The sequence below is a fragment of the Isoptericola chiayiensis genome, from assembly GCF_013149805.1.
Taxonomy (GTDB): domain Bacteria; phylum Actinomycetota; class Actinomycetes; order Actinomycetales; family Cellulomonadaceae; genus Isoptericola; species Isoptericola chiayiensis.
The window spans coordinates 176956-192350 of record NZ_JABEZT010000003.1 but is presented as its reverse complement, the minus strand read 5'-3'; the positions used below and the strand labels follow the sequence as shown (position 1 = coordinate 192350).

Sequence of the window (15395 nt, the reverse complement as noted above, 5' to 3'; positions counted from 1 at the left end):
GTCCGACGGTGGGCACCGACGCCTTCGAGAGGAATCCCGACGATGCGACGTACTCTCCTGACGCGGGCCGCGACGGCCGTCGCGGCCGCAGGACTCGCCCTTCCCCTGGCAGCAGCCGCCCCGGCCGCCGCCGACGCCCCCCAGAAGGACCGGGCCCCCGGTTCTGCCTCCCAGTGCTCCGGCCGGTCCGTCCCGGCGAGCAAGATCTCGTTCCAGCTCTACAGCTACAGCAGCTGGCAGCAGGAGATCGGGGTCGACGCCGTGCTCGCCGAGCTGGCGGACATCGGCTACAAGAACGTGGAGCCGTTCGGCGGCAGTTACGAGGGCCGCACCGCGGAGGAGTTCCGCGCCCTGCTCAAGGAGCACCACCTCAAGGCTCCGAGCTCACACGGTGACACCGACCCCGAGACCTTCGACGAGACGCTCGAGTTCGCCAAGACGCTCGGCCAGAAGTACACCGGTTCCGGCGGCTGGTCCGGCCCCGGCGTCCCGTTCTTCGGCGGCACCACGACGTGGGAGAGCGCCCTGGAGACCGCCGAGGCCATGAACGCCGCCGGCGAGCGGTCCGTCAAGGCCGGCACCGGCAAGCACTTCGGCCACAACCACTGGAACGAGTTCGTCCTCCAGGTCACCGACCCCGCGACGGGCGAGTCGATGAGCTGGTGGGAGGCCGTGGTCCGCAACACCGACCCGCGGTACGTCGCGTTCCAGGTCGACGTCTACTGGGCCACCGACGGCGGCGCCGACGTCGTCGAGCTGCTCGACGAGTATGGCGACCGCATCGACCTGCTGCACATCAAGGACGGCGACCTGTCCGGCCCGACGCCGGCATTCGGCACCCAGACCGTCGTCGGCGAGGGTGACATCGACTGGCCGTCGATCCTCGAGGCGGCCCAGGGCAAGGTCAAGTACTACGTCGTCGAGATGGACGGCGCTCCCACCGATGCGAGCTTCGCGCGCGAGAGCTTCGAGTACCTCACCTGCCTCGACTTCTGAGCGCGACGGTCCCCGGGGGCGGGCGTCCCCGGGGACCGTCGGGTCCGGGTGCAGGAGTCAGGACTCGCCGCGGAAGACCTGCTTGGCGGTGGGTGAGCCGGTCAGCGGGGGTCGAGCCGTCGCGTCGAGGCGGCGGCCGCCGGTGCGACCATCGGCGCGACATAGCTGCTGAGCTGCCCGTACTTGGTGCGGTAGGCGTCGTCCACCGCGGCGTCGACGTCGTCGGTCGGCTCGGTGAGCGTGACCTCGCGCTCGACGCCGCCGGCGTCGATCCGGGCGTGCCCGCTGCGCACGGCCTGGCGGTACCAGCCGCCGTCGGACCCGCGGTAGGACCGGACGTACAGCGCGTCGCCGACGCGCACCACCCAGATGGGCACGGGACCACGGAAGGTGCCGTCGGTCCGGGCCGGGGCGATGCGCAGCTCACCGGCGTCACCGATCGCCGCGAGCTCGTCAGGTGTCCATGTCGTCATGGTGCTCCTCTCGTCTCCCTCCAGGAGACGACACGAACGGCGTGCGAGCGAGGCACTGCCGAAGGGTGTACTGCCAGTACCTCGCACGCGACATCGTCCGCTCGTACGGTCGAGACATGGACATCCGCCAGGACGTGAAGGAGTTCCTCACCTCGCGTCGCGCCAGGGTCACACCGGCCGACGCCGGTCTGCCGGCCGGCAGCAACCGGCGTGTGCCGGGCCTGCGACGCAGCGAGGTGGCGATGCTCGCCGACATGAGCGTCGAGTACTACGCACGCCTGGAGCGCGGGAACCTGGCGGGCGTGTCCGACCCGGTGCTGGAGTCCCTCGCTCGCGCGCTGCAGCTCGACGAGGCCGAGCGCTCCCACCTGTTCGACCTCGCGCACACCGCGAACCGCGCCGCACCGACGCGACCCCGACGTCGCGGGACCGCGCGATGGGTCGCACGACCCGCGCTGCAGGCCGCGCTCGACGCGGTGACGGCCGGCCCGGCGTTCGTCCGCAACGGCCGCATGGACATCCTCGCCGCCAACCGGTTGGGCTGGGCCTTCTACGACGACGTGCTCACCGGAGCCACGGGGACGCCGAACCTCGCCCGGTTCACGTTCCTGGACACCGAACACGCCGAACGGTTCTACCCGGACTGGAACCTGGCGGCCGACATCGTGGTCGCCATCCTGCGGATCGAGGCGGGGCGCGACCCGCACGACAAGGGGTTGCACGACCTCGTCGGCGAGCTGTCCACCCGGTCGACCGAGTTCCGCACCCGCTGGGGCGCCCACGACGTCCGGCACCACGGCAGCGGCACGAAGGGTTTCCACCACGCCGTGGTCGGCGACCTCGAGCTCGCCTACGAGGGCATGGAGCTGACCGCCGAGCCGGGGCTGTCGCTGACGATCTACACCGCTCAGGCGGGCAGCGCCTCCGAGGAACGCCTCCGCCTGCTCGCGAGCTGGGCGGCCTCCCAGGGCTGGCCCGGCCACCCCGCCGTCGTACCCGACCCCGACCCCGTCGAAAGGACGACCCCATGAAGGTCCTCACCACTCCCCCGACCACCAAGAACCCGCCGGAGCAGTTCACCGGCGACGTGTGGCTCGACCCCGTCGCGTTCCCGCAGGACGCCGGCCAGTCGATGGTGGTCGCCAAGGTCCGGTTCGCCCCGGGTGCCCGCACGGCGTGGCACTCGCACGCCCTGGGCCAGACGCTGCACGTCACCTCCGGTGTCGCACTGGTCGGCACCCGCGACGGGAAGGTCGTCCGCGCCGGACAGGGCACCACGGTCTACTGCCCGCCGGGCGAGGAGCACTGGCACGGTGCCGCGCCGGACAGCTTCATGGAGCACCTGGCGATGCTGGACAACGCCGAGGACCCCTCGACCACCACCACGTGGCTGGAGCACGTCACCGACGAGGAGTACGGCCGGCCGACCGCCGAGGCGTGAGGCGAGATTCGGCCTCGACCGACGTCGAGCGTCTCTGTTCGCACGGCATCACGGGCTGATGCGGTGCGAACAGAGACGCTCGACGCGTGTGGGACGACGGGGACGTTGGCCTGCTGGTCGAAGAGCTGGAGGATCAGCAGCTTCTGGCCGACGGATTCCCCGCCGAGCACGGCCCAGCCGGAGCCCTGGACGCCGGTGGCGGCGACGGAGACGCACGTCACAGCGACTCCGCGTCCGACATCCTGACCTAGGTGATCGCTGAACCCTGCGTCGACGTCAAGGACAAGGGCTGCCTCGAGGAGTACCCGGTCGACTGCATCTACGAAGGGCAGCGCTCGCTGTACATCCACCCGGACGAGTGCGTCGACTGCGGCGCCCGCGAGCCGGTTTGCCCGGTCGAGGCCATCTACTACGAGGACGGCGTCCCGCCGGAGTGGAGCGACTACTACCGGGCGAACGTCGAGTTCTTCGACGACCTCGGCTCGCCCGGCGGTGCGGCACGGCTCGGCGTCGTGCCCCGCGACCACGAGGTCGTCACCGCGGTCCCGCACGGCGGGGGCGCGTCGTGACCGGGGGCGCGCGGCCGCTGAGCGTCGCCGTCGTCGGCGCCGGGCCGGCGGGCGTCTGCACGGCCGGGCTCCTGGTCGAGCTCGCGCCGGGCACGCGGGTCGACGTCGTCGAGCGTCTCCCCACGCCGTACGGCCTGGTGCGCTACGGCGTCTCCCCGGACCACCCCAAGACCCGGCGGATCATCGACTCGTTGCACGGGATGCTCGACCACCACGACGTGGCGCTGCTGGCCAACGTCGAGGTCGGTACCGACGTCACGATCGACGAGCTGCGGTCCGTCTACGACGCCGTCGTGGTGGCCACCGGGGCGCAGCGCGACGCCGACCGCCACGACCGCGAGCACCGCGTAGCCGACGGCGATCCGCGACAGCTCGAGCGTGGCGGACAGGCGGCCCGCGACCAGGCTCGGCACCGCAGCGCCATGCCCCGCGCAAGCGGACGACGCCGAGCCGCTGGGCCGCATCCGCGGCACCGGCGGGGGCGAGCCCCGCGGAGGCCGCTTCCTTCCTCATGAAAGCACTCACGGCCCGGAACGTCCTCGGGCCGCCCGAGGAATCCTCGGTGCTCGCCACCGGTGCCGCCGGCGCGGTCGGGGGCTACGCCGTCGCGCTGGCGCACGCCGAGGTCCACCGGGTGGTCGCTCTGGCCTTCCTCACCGGCGAGGCGGCCCTGCGCGCGGCCGACGCGGACGTGTTCTTCCTGCGCGGCGACGACGTGGTCGTGGACGTGCTCGGCCTCGTGGACGGCGGCGTCGACGCGATGATCGGGACCTCCCGGCTGCGCGAGCAGGTCGAGGCGAGACTGCTGCCGATGCGCGTGCGGAGACCTTCTCCTCGGCCGATGTCTTCGACGCCCACCACCGCCTCGGCCAAGGCGGACTGCGCGGACGGATCGAGCTGCTCTTCGGCGCGAACGAACTGGAGTCCGTCCCCGCCTGAGGCGGCTGCCCCCGGGCGGTCGCCGGCCGGTCGCCGGGCCGCCAGCGGGGACGGCCGTCAGTCGGCCGAGATCGTGACCTCGGTCGGACCGTCCAGCCCGCGCAGGACAGCGACCGCGTCCGCATCGTCGAACGCCCCGAGCCGCACCAGGCCCGGCGCGTGGCCGAAGTCGCGGTAGAAGATCGCCAGGTTGCCCCAGGGCGCGTAGTACATGAGGTCGCCGGCGTTCCCGTGGTTCCGTCCGGCTCCCCGGCGGTGGACAGCCGGGAAGGCAGGTCGGCGACCTTCTCGATGGCGTGGAAGTCGGTGAGCTCCAAGGTCAGCGGCAGCAGCGCTGCGAAGTCGCGCGCGGCCGGGCCGTCCGCCGGGGTGGCGGTGAGGTCGCAGCCCGCGACCGTCAGTCGGATCGTCATGCGGTGGCTCCTCGGCGGCTGCTCAGGAGACGGTGACCGTCCCGGTCGTCGTCCGGTGCACGAGAACGTCGGGCACCAGGGCTCTCTCCCCCGCGGCTGTCGTCTCCGCCCGCGCTGGCAGGGTGAAGCACACGGCGCACCTGCCGCCCGGGGGCCAGGCGTCAGTTCCTCCCCCAGCTCTCGACGCGACTCGTGGTGCGCGAGTCGACGGCGCCCGAGTCCGGACAGGCCGACATCCCGTGAGACGCGCGGACACCCGGGCACTGGTAAGCGACGCGTTTACTGAAGTGCAACACAGTGTTTACACCGGGCCATTGCCCCGTGGCGACCAGCCCTCGTACGGTGGCTCCACCAGCCAGTAAACGCACCGCTTAGTGGAGGCACCATGACGACGTCGGACAACTCCGCACTCGGCATACGGGTCCGCGAGCTCCGCGCCGTCACGGGCCTGTCGATGCGGAACCTCGCCGCGCGAGCCGGGGTCAGCGCCGGCTACATCAGCCAGATCGAGCACGGCCAGGCCAACCCGAGCCTGACCGTCCTGCGCTCGATCGCGGAGACGTTCGGCGTCCCCTGGCTGGAGCTCTTCCAGTCCCCCACCACCACCGGTCGCGTCCTGCGCGCAGCGGACCGGCCTCGCATCCTCACCGACGGCGGTGTGACCCACTACGAGGTCACCCAACCGCCCCTCGGCAACGTCGAGGTCCTCGTCACCGAGTACGCCCCCGGCCAGGGCACAGGAGACGAGGGATACACCCACGGTGAGTCGCAGGAGATCTGCCTCGTCACCCGAGGCCGTCTCCAGATCACCGTCGACGGCGAGACCACCACTCTCGCCACCGGCGACAGCATCGAGTACCGCACGAACGTCCCGCACGCCGTCCACAACCCGGGACCCGACCCCGCCGAGGCCGTCTGGGTGGTGTCCCCACCATCCTTCCCCGGCTCGTCCGGCCGCAGCGCCTCCAGCGCCGACGCCTGAGCTCCACCGGCCCGTACGTCACGGGCCGACCGGGAGCCGCACCCCTGAATCCCGAGCTCCCCATGTCCCGACCGCGACGTCTCCCTACCCCGTCACGCCATGATCCGGCCCGTCCGCGGGTCGCCCACCGTCTGAAGGAGTCCCCCGTGTCCGTCCACTCCCGTCGGTCGCTCTTCGGAGCCACCGCCACCCTCCTGCTCAGCGCCACGGCGCTGACGGCCTGCTCGTCCGGCACCGGATCCGCCGACAGCACGGACGAGCCCGTCACCGTCCGCTTCGGCATCCCCACCCAGATGGGGGCCAACAACTCCCCGATGGCCGTCGGACAGCACCTCGGATACTTCGAGGAGGAAGGCATCGACCTGGAGATCGTCCACACGACCGACTCGACCTCGATCGTCCAGGGGATCAACACCGGCGCCCTGGAGATCGGCTCCACACCGCCCGAGCCGCTGTGGCAGGCGATCGAGTCCGGGACCGACCTGCAGCTCGTCTACAACTACATCCGTCAGCAGACCGGGTCGATCGTCTCGCTCGCCGACGGACCGGTCCAGGAGCTCACCGACATCGAGGGAGCCGCCGTCGGGCAGGCCAGCCTCGGCAGCAGCAACCTGCTGCTCTCCAACGGGATCCTCGACTCGGTCGGGTTCACCGAGGGCGAGGACTTCACCAACGTCGCCGTGGGGACCGGAGCCGCAGCCCTGCAGGCGATGGAGACCGACGAGGTCCAGGCCCTCTCCCTGTGGGACACCGAGTACGCGGCGTTCGAGGCCACCGGCGCCGAGCTGAACTACTTCACCACGCCCGAGGTCGAGTCGCTCTTCTCCACGACCTACTTCACCTCCCCGGACTACGTCGAGTCCTCGCCGGAGGTCCTCGAAGGGTTCGGGCGCGCGGTCGCCAAGGCCACGCTCTTCACGGCGACCCGCCCCGAGGCGGCGTTGCAGATCATGTACGCCGACTACCCGCAGACACGACTCGCGGGCGTGAGCGAGGACGAGCAGCTGGCGATCGACCTCACCTCCCTCGAGCGCCGGATCGACCTGCTGGTCGCCGGCGACCCGGCGGCGAACGGCACCTGGGGCGCCTACTCGGCAGAGGCCGTGACCTCGTGGGCGGACTTCGCGGAGTCGGCGGGCATCGTCGGCGAGCCCGTCGATGCCGAGGCGCACGTGCAGAACACGTTCGTCGAGGCGTACAACGACTTCGACCAGGACGCCGTCGTGGCGGCCGCCGAGGAGTGGTCCGAGTGAACGTCCCCCGCTACACCGAGGGCATCCCTGCGATCGACCACCACTCGCACGCCGGATACGTCCGGCCCGGCCAGCCCGTCACCGGCGTCGACCACTACCTGCTCGAGGTGGCCCACGGCCACGTCGAGGGCCGTGTCCCCCACGCCGACTACCAGCGCTACATGAGCCTGCACGAGAGCGGCGACGAGACGGGCGCCCACCGGCTGGCGGTCGAGCTGGGGATCCCGGACCTGATCCGGGAGAGCCGCACGTTCCAGCAGACTTCCGTCCACGCCGTCGCCCTGCGCGAGGGGTGCGAGGCTCTGTACGGACCGGTGCCGAGCGACCGGATCGACGAGGTCAGCCGCCACGCGCGGCAGACCGACCCGGCCGGGCTCTACGACCGCGCCCTGCTGCTCTCGGGGACGTCGGCGGTGCTCACCGACATCCCCGAGATCGACTCCGAGGTCTGGCCGCACGAGCGGTACAAGCCGATCGCGAGGATCGACCCGTACCTCTACCCGTTCGGCCACCCGCGCTGGGAGGGGCGAGGGACCGACGCACCCCGGTTCCGCCGGATCTTCTGGAGGATCCTCCAGCGCCAGCTCGAGATCGCCGGGACCTCTCTGCCGACCACCCTCTCGGAGTACACGGACTTCGTGCTCTCCTCGCTGGCACGCCGACGAGACGCCGGCTTCGTCGGGCTCAAGATCGCATCGGCGTACGTACGGTCCCTGGACTTCGTCCGCACCGACCACGCGACCGCCGAGGCTGCCTGGCACACCCTGCGCACCGGAGCCGACCAACCGTTCGACGGTCGCGAGGGCGAGGCGGATCTCGAGCCGGCCGCCCACAAGGCGCTGGCCGACCACCTGGCCTACGCCATCGCCGAGTGGGCCGTCGCGGCCGGGCTGCCGATGCAGATCCACACCGGGTTCGGCCACACGGAACCCGGTCTGCGCATCTCGACGGCGAACCCGCTCCTGCTCGAGGAGTTCCTCGGCGACCCGGCCCTCAACACCCTGCGGGTCGTGCTGATCCACGGCGGCTACCCGTACTCCTCGAACCTGGCGGCGCTCGCGCAGATGCACGGCAACGTCCGCCTGGACTTCTCCTGGATGCCGTACCTGCACCACCACGCGGTGGTGCGCGTCCTCGAGGAGTGGCTCGAGCTGCTGCCGGCCGACCGTGTCCTCTTCGGGACCGACACCGGCTCCCCGGAGCTCCATGTCTCGGCCACGGCACGGAGCCGCACGGCGCTGGACCGGGTGCTGCACGCCGGCGTGACCGACCGGCTCTGGACCGTCGGTCAGGCCACCTGGCTGGCGGAACGGGTGCTGCACCGCAACCTCTGCGACGTCTACGGGATCGACCTGTGAGCGCGCTGGTCGAGCTCGACCGGCTCGGAAAGGTCTACAGCACGCGCACCGGCGACGTCACAGCTCTCAGCGAGGTCACCCTCAGGATCGAGGACGGCGAGTTCGTCGCCGTCGTCGGGCCCTCGGGGTGCGGCAAGACGACGCTGCTCAAGATCCTGGCGAACCTCGAGCAGCACACGTCGGGCGTCGGCATCCTGGGCAACAACGAGCTCGGGGCGAACCGCTCCGACGACGTCGGGATGGTCTTCCAGAAGGCCACCCTGCTGCCCTGGCTCGACATCCTGTCCAACGTGCTGCTCCCGGTGACCCTGAAACGGCGCGCCTCGGCCGCCGACAAGGAGAACGCCATGGACCTCCTACGCATGGTGGGGCTCGGGGAGTTCGCCACGAAGCGGCCCCACGAGCTCTCCGGCGGGATGCAGCAGCGGGCCGCGATCTGTCGAGCACTGGTGCACGAGCCTTCCCTGCTGCTCATGGACGAGCCCTTCGGCGCGCTCGACGCGATGACCCGAGACGTGCTCAACGTGGAGGTCAACCGGATCTGGCGAGACACCCACAAGACGGCCGTCCTGATCACCCACTCGATCCCGGAGGCGGTGTTCCTCGCGCAGCGCGTGATCGTCATGAGCCCCCGCCCAGGGCGCATCGTCGACGAGATCACGGTCCCGTTCGGCCCCGAACGCACCCTCGAGCTCATGGGGACTCCCGAGTTCGGTTCCCTGTGCGCCCAGATCCGCCGACACTTCGAGGTGAGCGCAGCATGAGCACCACCACATCCACCGATGCCCGCACCACGAGCGCGACACCGAGGACGACACCGCGGCGTCGTCGCGACGCCGGCAAGAGACGCCAGGTCGTCGGCTCGCTCGTCGTCCTCGCGGTACTGCTTCTCGCCTGGCAGTTCCTTCCCACCGCGCTGGGGACGCCGTCGTACGTCGTGCCCGTGTTCAGCGACGTCCTCGCCGCGCTGACCGACCCGGCCGCATTCCCTGTCTACCTCGAGGCCACCGTGGCCACGATGACCGAGGTCCTGCTCGGCCTCGCGATCGGGGTGACGCTCGGGCTCGTGCTGGCCATCACCCTCGCCCAGCTGCCCACGGTGTACGGGATCGTCTTCCCCTACATCGTCGCGATCGAGTCCATCCCGAAGGTCGCGGTCGCCCCGTTGTTCGTGATCTGGTTCGGGTTCGGCCTGTCGTCGAAGGTCGTGGTCGTGGTACTCCTGGCTTTCTTCCCCGTGCTGGTCAACACCCTCCACGGGCTGCGCGGAGTCGACAAGGACCAGGTGGACCTCTTTCGCGTCAACGGGGCCAGCCCCATGCAGATGCGCCTCCGCCTGCTCGTCCCTGCCGCGCTGCCTCAGATCTTCAGCGGACTCGAGCTGGCGGTGGCCAACGCAATGATCGGAGCGATCGTGGCAGAGTTCGTGGGTGCCCAGCAGGGCCTCGGCGTGCTGATCCTGCAGGCGCAGGGCCGGATGGAGACGCCAGCGGTCTTCGCCCTGCTGATCATCCTGTCCGCACTCGGCATCACCCTGAACGTCCTGGTCCGGCTGCTCCGCCGCGTCGTGGTGACCTGGGAACAGCACTGACCCCCGTCCCTCCGGGGTATGGCGAGCGCGCCGCACAGGACCCGGTCGACGTCCGGTCAGGTCACCGGCCGTCGAGCACGGCCACGGCCACGGCCTTGCCGTCGACGTGCTCGCCGGCGGCCAGCGCCGCGAGCGTCTCCGGCAGGTCGGCGAAGGGGACGCGCCGGCCGATCACCGGTGCGACGCGTCCTCGGGAGACGGCGTCCGACAGGTCTCGTGCCACTCCGTCGAGCTGCCTGCCGATGATCTCCACCGGCGTGAAGCCGAAGGAGACGGACTGCAGGACGGCACCGCTGCGGGCCAGGGCGAAGAGGTCGATCTCCGCCGTGGGCCCTGCCAGGCGTCCCACGCTGATCACCCGGCCGCCGGGCCGCGCTGCGGCGATCGCCCCGTCGAGAGCGTCCCCGCCGACGTGGTCCAGGACGACGTCGGCACCCGCACCGTCGGTCAGCTCCCGCACCCGGGTCGCCAGGTCCTCGCTGCTCGTGACCACGACAGCGTCCGCACCTGCCCGCTCCAGCAGTGCCCGCCGCTCCTCGTTCCGCGTCGTCGCGAGCACGCGGGCAGCGCCCAGCTCGGCCGCGACCTGCATGCCGACCAGCCCGATCGCCGAGGTCGCCGCCGTGATCAGCACGGTCTCGCCCGCCTGCAGGCCGGCGCGGCGCAGCGCACCGTACTCGGTGAGCAGAGCGGTGGGCAGCGCGGCGGCCACGTCGGAGGGGACCCCCTCGGGCACCGACATCACGTGCCGATAGAGGACGGCCACGTACTCGGCGAACGCCCCCGCTCCGACCCCCGCGACACGCTGCCCGGGTGCGAAGGACTCCACGGCCGTCCCGACCGCGACGACCTCGCCGCAGAACTCGAAGCCGGGGACGCGCACGTCCGCGGCGACGGCGACGTCGGCGTTGTTGACGGCGACGGCTCGGGTCCGGACGAGGATCTGCTCCTCGGTGGGTTCCGGCACCGGGACCTGTGCGAGGTCGGGCCGGGCCGAACCCGGGACGGTCTGCAGCGCGGGCATGGTGCTCATGGCGACTCCGTTCTCGTACGTCTCCTCTCGACGCTACGTCGGCTCCCGCACCCGGGGGAGACACCGTCAGGGCACCCTTTCCCGGGTCGAGGAGCGCTCCGCCCGATCGCGGGTTAGCCTCCCGGGATGCCTCGACAGTCCGCCCGTGCCCGCGCCCTGGTCCGCGCCGGCGCCTTCGCCGTGGCCGGCTTCGTGCCCGTGCTGGTCCTCGCCTGGTTCGTCCGGACGAACCAGGCGATCCACGACGCCGACCAGGCGGTGGTCGACGCCGCGACACGGGTCACGCTGGACCACCCGTGGCTGCAGGACTTCTTCGTCACCTGGTCGGCCGTCACCCAGCCCGGCTGGGTGGTGCTCGTCGGCGCCCTGCTCGCCCTGTGGATGTGGCGACGTCACGGCTACCCCGGCCGGGCCCTCTGGGCCGTCGTGACCCTGCTCGTCTCGTGGGGGCTGGCGAACCTGGCCAAGCTCGCCGTCGGCCGGGTGCGCCCGGAGGTCGACGACGTCATCCTCGACGCCCCCGGGCTGAGTTTCCCGTCCGGGCACGCGACGTCGTCCGCGACCGCCGCCGTCACGCTCACGCTGCTGGTCTGGCCCGTTCTGGGCCGCACGGGGCGCGTCGTCGTGCCGGCGGTCGCAGGCGTCTTCACCCTGATCACCGCCGCCGACCGGATCTTCCTCGGCGTCCATTACCCCACGGACGTCGTCGCCGGCATCCTCCTCGGGGCCACCGTCTCCGGGGCGTCCTACCTCGGCTACCGCGGGTGGGCACCCACCACCCGCACGACAGATGCGGAGCATCGATGAACACGTTCGTCCACCGCTACGAGCTCGACACGAGCCGACCGACGGTCAGGTCCGCCGCCCGGGACGCCGCGACGCGGGCGCTGCTGCCCGCCGTCGTCGGCTGGCTCGTGCTCATCGGTGTCGGCTTCCTGATCGTCGGACCCCTGGACGACTACCCCGAGGGAAACGCGGTCGAGCAGTGGTTCGCCGACCACCGGACCCCCACGATGAACACCGTCTCGGAGTGGGTGGGGCACCTCGGCATGACCGAGGTGGTCATCGGCGTGACCGCGCTGACCGTCGCGATCCTGTGGTGGCGCACCCGCCAGTGGTGGTTCGCCGTCGTCCCGGCCCTCGCCGTGTCCCTGCAGTCGCTGCTGTTCATCACCTCCTCCGCGCTGGTGGGCCGCGAGCGCCCCGACGTCGAGAAGCTGGACGAGGCGCCGCCGACGTCGAGCTTCCCGAGCGGGCACACGGGGGCGTCGACGGCGCTGTGGCTGACGATGGCGATGCTGGCCCAGCGCATCGAGAACCAGGTGCTGCGCACCGTGGTCACGGTGGTGTGCACGGCGATCCCGTTCGCCGTGGGCATCTCGCGCATCTACCGCGGCATGCACGGTCCGCTGGACGTCGTGTTCGGCATCCTCAACGGGGTGCTGTGCCTGGTGGTGGCGTGGTGGTACCTGCGCCGGGACACCTCGAAGGCCCGGGTGAGCTGATCCGTCAGGGGTGCAGGACGAGCTTGCCGACGTGTCCGCGGCGTGCGAGCTCCTCCTGCGCCGCGGCGGCCTGCTCGAGCGGGAACGTCGCGGCGACGACCGGGGCGATCTCGCCGCCGCGCGCGAGCTCCATCAGCAGCCCGAAGTGCGTCCGCGTGTGCATGGAGGTCCCGATCACCTGGGCGTTGTGCAGGTAGAGGCGCCGCACGTCGAAGGACACGTCGTACCCGCCGAGCGCCCCGGCGACCACCCAGCGGCCGCCCTCGCGCAGCAGCGGCAGCCCGTCGCCCACCAGGTCCCCGGCGACGACGTCGAGGACGACGTCGTAGCCGTCCGGTGCGGCAACGCCGGCCTGGTCGACGACGTCGCGGGCGCGGTCGAGCACCTGGTGGGCTCCGGCGTCGCGCACGGCGTCGAGCTTGGAGCCGCTGCTCACGGCGACCACGTGCGCGCCGCGGGCGCGGGCGAGCTGGACGGCGGCGAGACCGACGCCGCCGGACGCCCCGGTGACCAGCACCGTCTCGCCGGGGGCGAGGCCGCCGCGCTCGATCATGCCGAGCGCGGTGCCGTAGGCCGTGGGCAGGGCGGCGAGCTGGTCGTCCGTGAGTGGCGAGCGGGTCAGGTCGTGGACCTGGTCGGCCGGCGCGGTCACGTACTCGGCGTAGCCGCCGTCGCGCTCGCTGCCCAGGAGCCCGACCGGGTGGGCGTCGGGCCCGTCCCCGGCGTAGAGGGCCGGGTCGACGACGACGCGGCGGCCCACCAGGCCGGTGTCGACTCCCGGTCCGACGGCGGTCACGCGGCCGGCGACGTCGGCGCCCTGGGTGCGGGGGAAGTCGAGGGGTCCGCGCCAGCCGGCCCGGGCGTCCGGGTCTCCGGCGAGCCCGTAGGCGCCCTCGCGGGTCCACAGGTCGGTGTTGTTGAGGGCGACGGCGGCGACCTCGACGAGCACCTCGTCGTCGCCCGGCGTCGGGACGGGGACTTCCGTGAGGTGCAGGACCTCCGGGCCGCCGTGCTCGGCGATCCGTACCGCTCGCATGGTGGTCGACCGGTTCATGACAGGACCTCCTCGGTATACTGATCGGTGAACCCTGCCAAGGTATACAGATCAGTGAAGGAGTGTCCAGTGCAGGAGTCCCTGACCCCGGCCGGCCGCCGCATCGTCGCGGCCGCCGAGGAGCTGTTCTACACCCGCGGCATCACCGCGGTCGGCGTGGACCTCGTCGCCGAACGCTCGGGGGTCACCAAACGAACCCTCTACAACCGGTTCGGGTCCAAGGACCGGCTCGTCGCCGTCTACCTGACCCAGCGTGACGAGCGGTGGCGTGCGCTCGTGCTGGCCGCCGTCGACCGCTGCGACGAGCCCCTCGACGCCGTCACCGCGCCGTTCGACGCGCTGACGACGTGGAGCGAGACCAACGAGCGCGGGTGCGCCTTCGTCAACGCGCTGGCCGAGCTCCCGGACCCCGAGCACCCGGCGCGCGCGGTCGTCGTCGACCAGAAGCGCTGGCTGCGCGACCTGTTCGCCGAGCTCGCCACGACAGCGGGCTGCGCCGAGCCGGGCGTCCTCGCCGACCGCCTGCTCGTGCTGCACGAGGGCGCGCTGGCCACGCAGCCGCTGCCCCTTGAGACGCTGGCGGTCACGTGCGAGCTGGCACGGGAGCTGGTCCGGGCCGCGACCCGGCACTCATGAGGCGGTCGGCGGCGCCGGGTCGGCGGCGAGCTGCGCCAGCCCCACAGCCCAGGCGGCGTCGAGATCGGCTCCCGGCGGGAAGCGGCGGCGGAGCTCCAACGAGGTCATCCCGTGCATGAACGCGAACACGGCGCGTGCCCGCGTCTCGTCACCGTGCAGCGCCTCGACCAGCGGGCGCGCCGCTGCCGTCTCGACGCCGGGTGTCAGCCCGTCCCGGTCAAGCTCCCTCTCCGTCATCAACCGGTAGAGGTGGGGGTGCCGGCGCGCGAAGTCACGGTACGCCTGTCCGATCACGACGACGTCGCGGCCGACCGTGCCCTCCAGTGCCCCGAGCAGCGCGGACGTCAGCTCCTCGAAACCGTCGGAGATCAGCAGGTTCTCCATCGCCTGCTTACCCGGCACGTGGTTGTACAGGGACGGTGCACGGATGCCGAGCCGAGAGGCGACCGACCGCATGGTGACGGCGTCGGCACCCTCGCCGTCGAGGATCTCGCGTGCCGCTCGGACGATGTCCGCCCGTCGTCCCGTCGATGCACGGACCACGGCCGACCCCCGGGAACAGTTCGGAAACTAACGCTGTTAGCCTACCCGTCAAGCCGCCGAACGCACCCAAGGAGGTCGTCATGGCCACGACCATCAGCCACACCGTCGAGATCGACCGGACGCCGATCGCTGTCTGGGCCGTGCTCGCCGACACCGCTCGCTACCCGGACTGGAACCCGTTCATCACGCGACTGTCCGGGGAGCTCGAGGTGGGAGCCCGGCTCAAGGTCGTCATCGAGCCCCCCGGCCGGCGCCCGATGACGTTCCGACCCACGGTGCTCGACCAGCGCCCGGGCGAGGTGCTGCACTGGCGCGGCCGACTCCTGCTCCCCGGCCTCTTCGATGGCGAGCACCGCTTCGAGCTCGAGGCGCTGCCGTCCGGCAGGACGCGGTTCACGCAGAGCGAGACGTTCAGCGGCCTCCTGGTACCGGCGCTTCGGTCGATGCTCGCACCGACCCGCCTCGGGTTCGAGCACATGAACACCGCCCTCAAGGAGTACGCCGAAGCCCGGCCCGCCGCCCGGTCGTGACCGTGCGGCCGGCACGACCGGCCGCGGGACGACGGCGTCCGGCCCCGCCGCGCTCCGGCGGGGGCGAACTCGGCACCGG

General features: G+C 71.7%; 19 protein-coding genes and 1 pseudogene. 15 read left to right on the top strand and 5 right to left on the bottom strand.

All coding sequences use genetic code 11. The features are described 5' to 3' along the window. Positions 1-42: 42 nt before the first annotated feature. The gene (locus HDG68_RS07135) at positions 43-996 is read left to right on the top strand and encodes a sugar phosphate isomerase/epimerase family protein (protein ID WP_172150641.1); all 954 of its coding nucleotides are present in this window, start codon (positions 43-45) and stop codon (positions 994-996) included. Positions 997-1097: 101 nt separating this feature from the next. Here the strand turns inward: HDG68_RS07135 and HDG68_RS07130 are convergent, their stop codons facing one another. Further along, positions 1098-1469, bottom strand: a complete 372-nt coding sequence (locus HDG68_RS07130) for a DUF2255 family protein (RefSeq protein WP_172150639.1) — start codon at positions 1467-1469, stop codon at positions 1098-1100. A 116-nt stretch (positions 1470-1585) separates the two neighbouring features. On the opposite strand from HDG68_RS07130, the gene HDG68_RS07125 reads away from it, so the two are divergent. The 5 genes from HDG68_RS07125 to HDG68_RS07110 all read left to right on the top strand — a co-directional run bounded on the left by HDG68_RS07125 (position 1586) and on the right by HDG68_RS07110 (position 3994). Continuing rightward, positions 1586-2500: a helix-turn-helix transcriptional regulator gene (locus HDG68_RS07125; RefSeq protein WP_172150637.1), complete on the top strand. Its 915-nt coding sequence runs from the start codon at positions 1586-1588 to the stop codon at positions 2498-2500. Beyond that, the gene (locus HDG68_RS07120) at positions 2497-2910 is read left to right on the top strand and encodes a (R)-mandelonitrile lyase (RefSeq protein ID WP_172150635.1); all 414 of its coding nucleotides are present in this window, start codon (positions 2497-2499) and stop codon (positions 2908-2910) included. The genes HDG68_RS07125 and HDG68_RS07120 overlap by 4 nt, the downstream gene beginning before the upstream one ends. An 86-nt stretch (positions 2911-2996) precedes the next feature. Continuing rightward, positions 2997-3161 (top strand): hypothetical protein, encoded by a 165-nt coding sequence (locus tag HDG68_RS17665; protein ID WP_425483752.1) that lies wholly within the window; start codon positions 2997-2999, stop codon positions 3159-3161. Beyond that, positions 3162-3479 (top strand): ferredoxin, encoded by a 318-nt coding sequence (gene fdxA / locus HDG68_RS07115; protein ID WP_343037472.1) that lies wholly within the window; start codon positions 3162-3164, stop codon positions 3477-3479. It abuts the gene before it with no gap. Then, entirely contained in the window at positions 3476-3994 is a 519-nt protein-coding gene (locus tag HDG68_RS07110) for a ferredoxin--NADP reductase domain-containing protein (RefSeq protein WP_172150633.1), read from the top strand. The genes fdxA and HDG68_RS07110 overlap by 4 nt, the downstream gene beginning before the upstream one ends. Positions 3995-4475: 481 nt before the next feature. On the opposite strand, the pseudogene HDG68_RS17660 reads toward HDG68_RS07110, so the two are convergent. Beyond that, positions 4476-4831, bottom strand: a pseudogene (locus HDG68_RS17660) (cyclophilin-like fold protein). Positions 4832-5216: 385 nt separating this feature from the next. On the opposite strand from HDG68_RS17660, the gene HDG68_RS07100 reads away from it, so the two are divergent. The 5 genes from HDG68_RS07100 (at position 5217) to HDG68_RS07080 (ending at position 10015) form a co-directional block, all read left to right on the top strand. Continuing rightward, positions 5217-5813 carry a helix-turn-helix domain-containing protein gene (locus HDG68_RS07100; protein WP_172150631.1) on the top strand — a complete coding sequence of 199 codons (597 nt, stop codon included), beginning with the start codon at positions 5217-5219 and terminating at the stop codon, positions 5811-5813. A gap of 146 nt (positions 5814-5959) precedes the next feature. After that, a complete protein-coding gene (locus tag HDG68_RS07095; protein ID WP_172150629.1) occupies positions 5960-7066 on the top strand; it encodes an ABC transporter substrate-binding protein in 1107 nt (368 codons plus the stop codon). Next, complete coding sequence (locus tag HDG68_RS07090; protein ID WP_172150627.1) at positions 7063-8424, top strand: amidohydrolase family protein; 1362 nt, start codon at positions 7063-7065, stop codon at positions 8422-8424. Before HDG68_RS07095 ends, HDG68_RS07090 begins: the two co-directional genes overlap by 4 nt. Then, positions 8421-9188 (top strand): ATP-binding cassette domain-containing protein, encoded by a 768-nt coding sequence (locus tag HDG68_RS07085; RefSeq protein ID WP_216648138.1) that lies wholly within the window; start codon positions 8421-8423, stop codon positions 9186-9188. The genes HDG68_RS07090 and HDG68_RS07085 overlap by 4 nt, the downstream gene beginning before the upstream one ends. Continuing rightward, complete coding sequence (locus HDG68_RS07080; protein ID WP_172150625.1) at positions 9185-10015, top strand: ABC transporter permease; 831 nt, start codon at positions 9185-9187, stop codon at positions 10013-10015. Before HDG68_RS07085 ends, HDG68_RS07080 begins: the two co-directional genes overlap by 4 nt. A 61-nt stretch (positions 10016-10076) precedes the next feature. Here the strand turns inward: HDG68_RS07080 and HDG68_RS07075 are convergent, their stop codons facing one another. Beyond that, positions 10077-11048 carry a quinone oxidoreductase family protein gene (locus HDG68_RS07075; protein WP_172150623.1) on the bottom strand — a complete coding sequence of 324 codons (972 nt, stop codon included), beginning with the start codon at positions 11046-11048 and terminating at the stop codon, positions 10077-10079. Between the two features lie 126 nt (positions 11049-11174). On the opposite strand from HDG68_RS07075, the gene HDG68_RS07070 reads away from it, so the two are divergent. Beyond that, entirely contained in the window at positions 11175-11855 is a 681-nt protein-coding gene (locus tag HDG68_RS07070; RefSeq protein WP_172150621.1) for a phosphatase PAP2 family protein, read from the top strand. Continuing rightward, positions 11852-12553: a phosphatase PAP2 family protein gene (locus HDG68_RS07065; protein WP_172150619.1), complete on the top strand. Its 702-nt coding sequence runs from the start codon at positions 11852-11854 to the stop codon at positions 12551-12553. The genes HDG68_RS07070 and HDG68_RS07065 overlap by 4 nt, the downstream gene beginning before the upstream one ends. A 4-nt stretch (positions 12554-12557) precedes the next feature. Here HDG68_RS07065 and HDG68_RS07060 read toward each other — a convergent pair whose 3' ends face one another. Beyond that, on the bottom strand, positions 12558-13607 hold the full coding sequence (locus tag HDG68_RS07060; protein WP_172150617.1) for a zinc-binding dehydrogenase: 1050 nt from the start codon (positions 13605-13607) through the stop codon (positions 12558-12560). A 69-nt stretch (positions 13608-13676) separates the two neighbouring features. Between HDG68_RS07060 and HDG68_RS07055 the strand changes: the two genes are divergently transcribed. Beyond that, positions 13677-14243: a TetR/AcrR family transcriptional regulator gene (locus HDG68_RS07055; protein WP_343037471.1), complete on the top strand. Its 567-nt coding sequence runs from the start codon at positions 13677-13679 to the stop codon at positions 14241-14243. Here HDG68_RS07055 and HDG68_RS07050 read toward each other — a convergent pair. Continuing rightward, positions 14238-14786, bottom strand: a complete 549-nt coding sequence (locus HDG68_RS07050; protein ID WP_216648137.1) for a WHG domain-containing protein — start codon at positions 14784-14786, stop codon at positions 14238-14240. The genes HDG68_RS07055 and HDG68_RS07050 overlap by 6 nt on opposite strands. A gap of 80 nt (positions 14787-14866) precedes the next feature. Between HDG68_RS07050 and HDG68_RS07045 the strand changes: the two genes are divergently transcribed. After that, positions 14867-15316 carry an SRPBCC domain-containing protein gene (locus HDG68_RS07045; RefSeq protein ID WP_172150615.1) on the top strand — a complete coding sequence of 150 codons (450 nt, stop codon included), beginning with the start codon at positions 14867-14869 and terminating at the stop codon, positions 15314-15316. Positions 15317-15395: the final 79 nt, after the last annotated feature.

Bases quoted from the DNA above. Each gene is read 5' to 3' on its own strand.
- HDG68_RS07065 (WP_172150619.1), top strand. From the start codon at position 11,852: ATGAACACGTTCGTCCACCGCTACGAGCTCGACACGAGCCGACCGACG.
- HDG68_RS07060 (WP_172150617.1), bottom strand. From the start codon at position 13,607: ATGAACCGGTCGACCACCATGCGAGCGGTACGGATCGCCGAGCACGGC.
- HDG68_RS07130 (WP_172150639.1), bottom strand. From the start codon at position 1,469: ATGACGACATGGACACCTGACGAGCTCGCGGCGATCGGTGACGCCGGT.
- HDG68_RS07045 (WP_172150615.1), top strand. From the start codon at position 14,867: ATGGCCACGACCATCAGCCACACCGTCGAGATCGACCGGACGCCGATC.
- HDG68_RS07100 (WP_172150631.1), top strand. From the start codon at position 5,217: ATGACGACGTCGGACAACTCCGCACTCGGCATACGGGTCCGCGAGCTC.
- HDG68_RS07080 (WP_172150625.1), top strand. From the start codon at position 9,185: ATGAGCACCACCACATCCACCGATGCCCGCACCACGAGCGCGACACCG.
- HDG68_RS07070 (WP_172150621.1), top strand. From the start codon at position 11,175: ATGCCTCGACAGTCCGCCCGTGCCCGCGCCCTGGTCCGCGCCGGCGCC.
- HDG68_RS07075 (WP_172150623.1), bottom strand. From the start codon at position 11,048: ATGAGCACCATGCCCGCGCTGCAGACCGTCCCGGGTTCGGCCCGGCCC.
- HDG68_RS07135 (WP_172150641.1), top strand. From the start codon at position 43: ATGCGACGTACTCTCCTGACGCGGGCCGCGACGGCCGTCGCGGCCGCA.
- HDG68_RS07125 (WP_172150637.1), top strand. From the start codon at position 1,586: ATGGACATCCGCCAGGACGTGAAGGAGTTCCTCACCTCGCGTCGCGCC.
- HDG68_RS07120 (WP_172150635.1), top strand. From the start codon at position 2,497: ATGAAGGTCCTCACCACTCCCCCGACCACCAAGAACCCGCCGGAGCAG.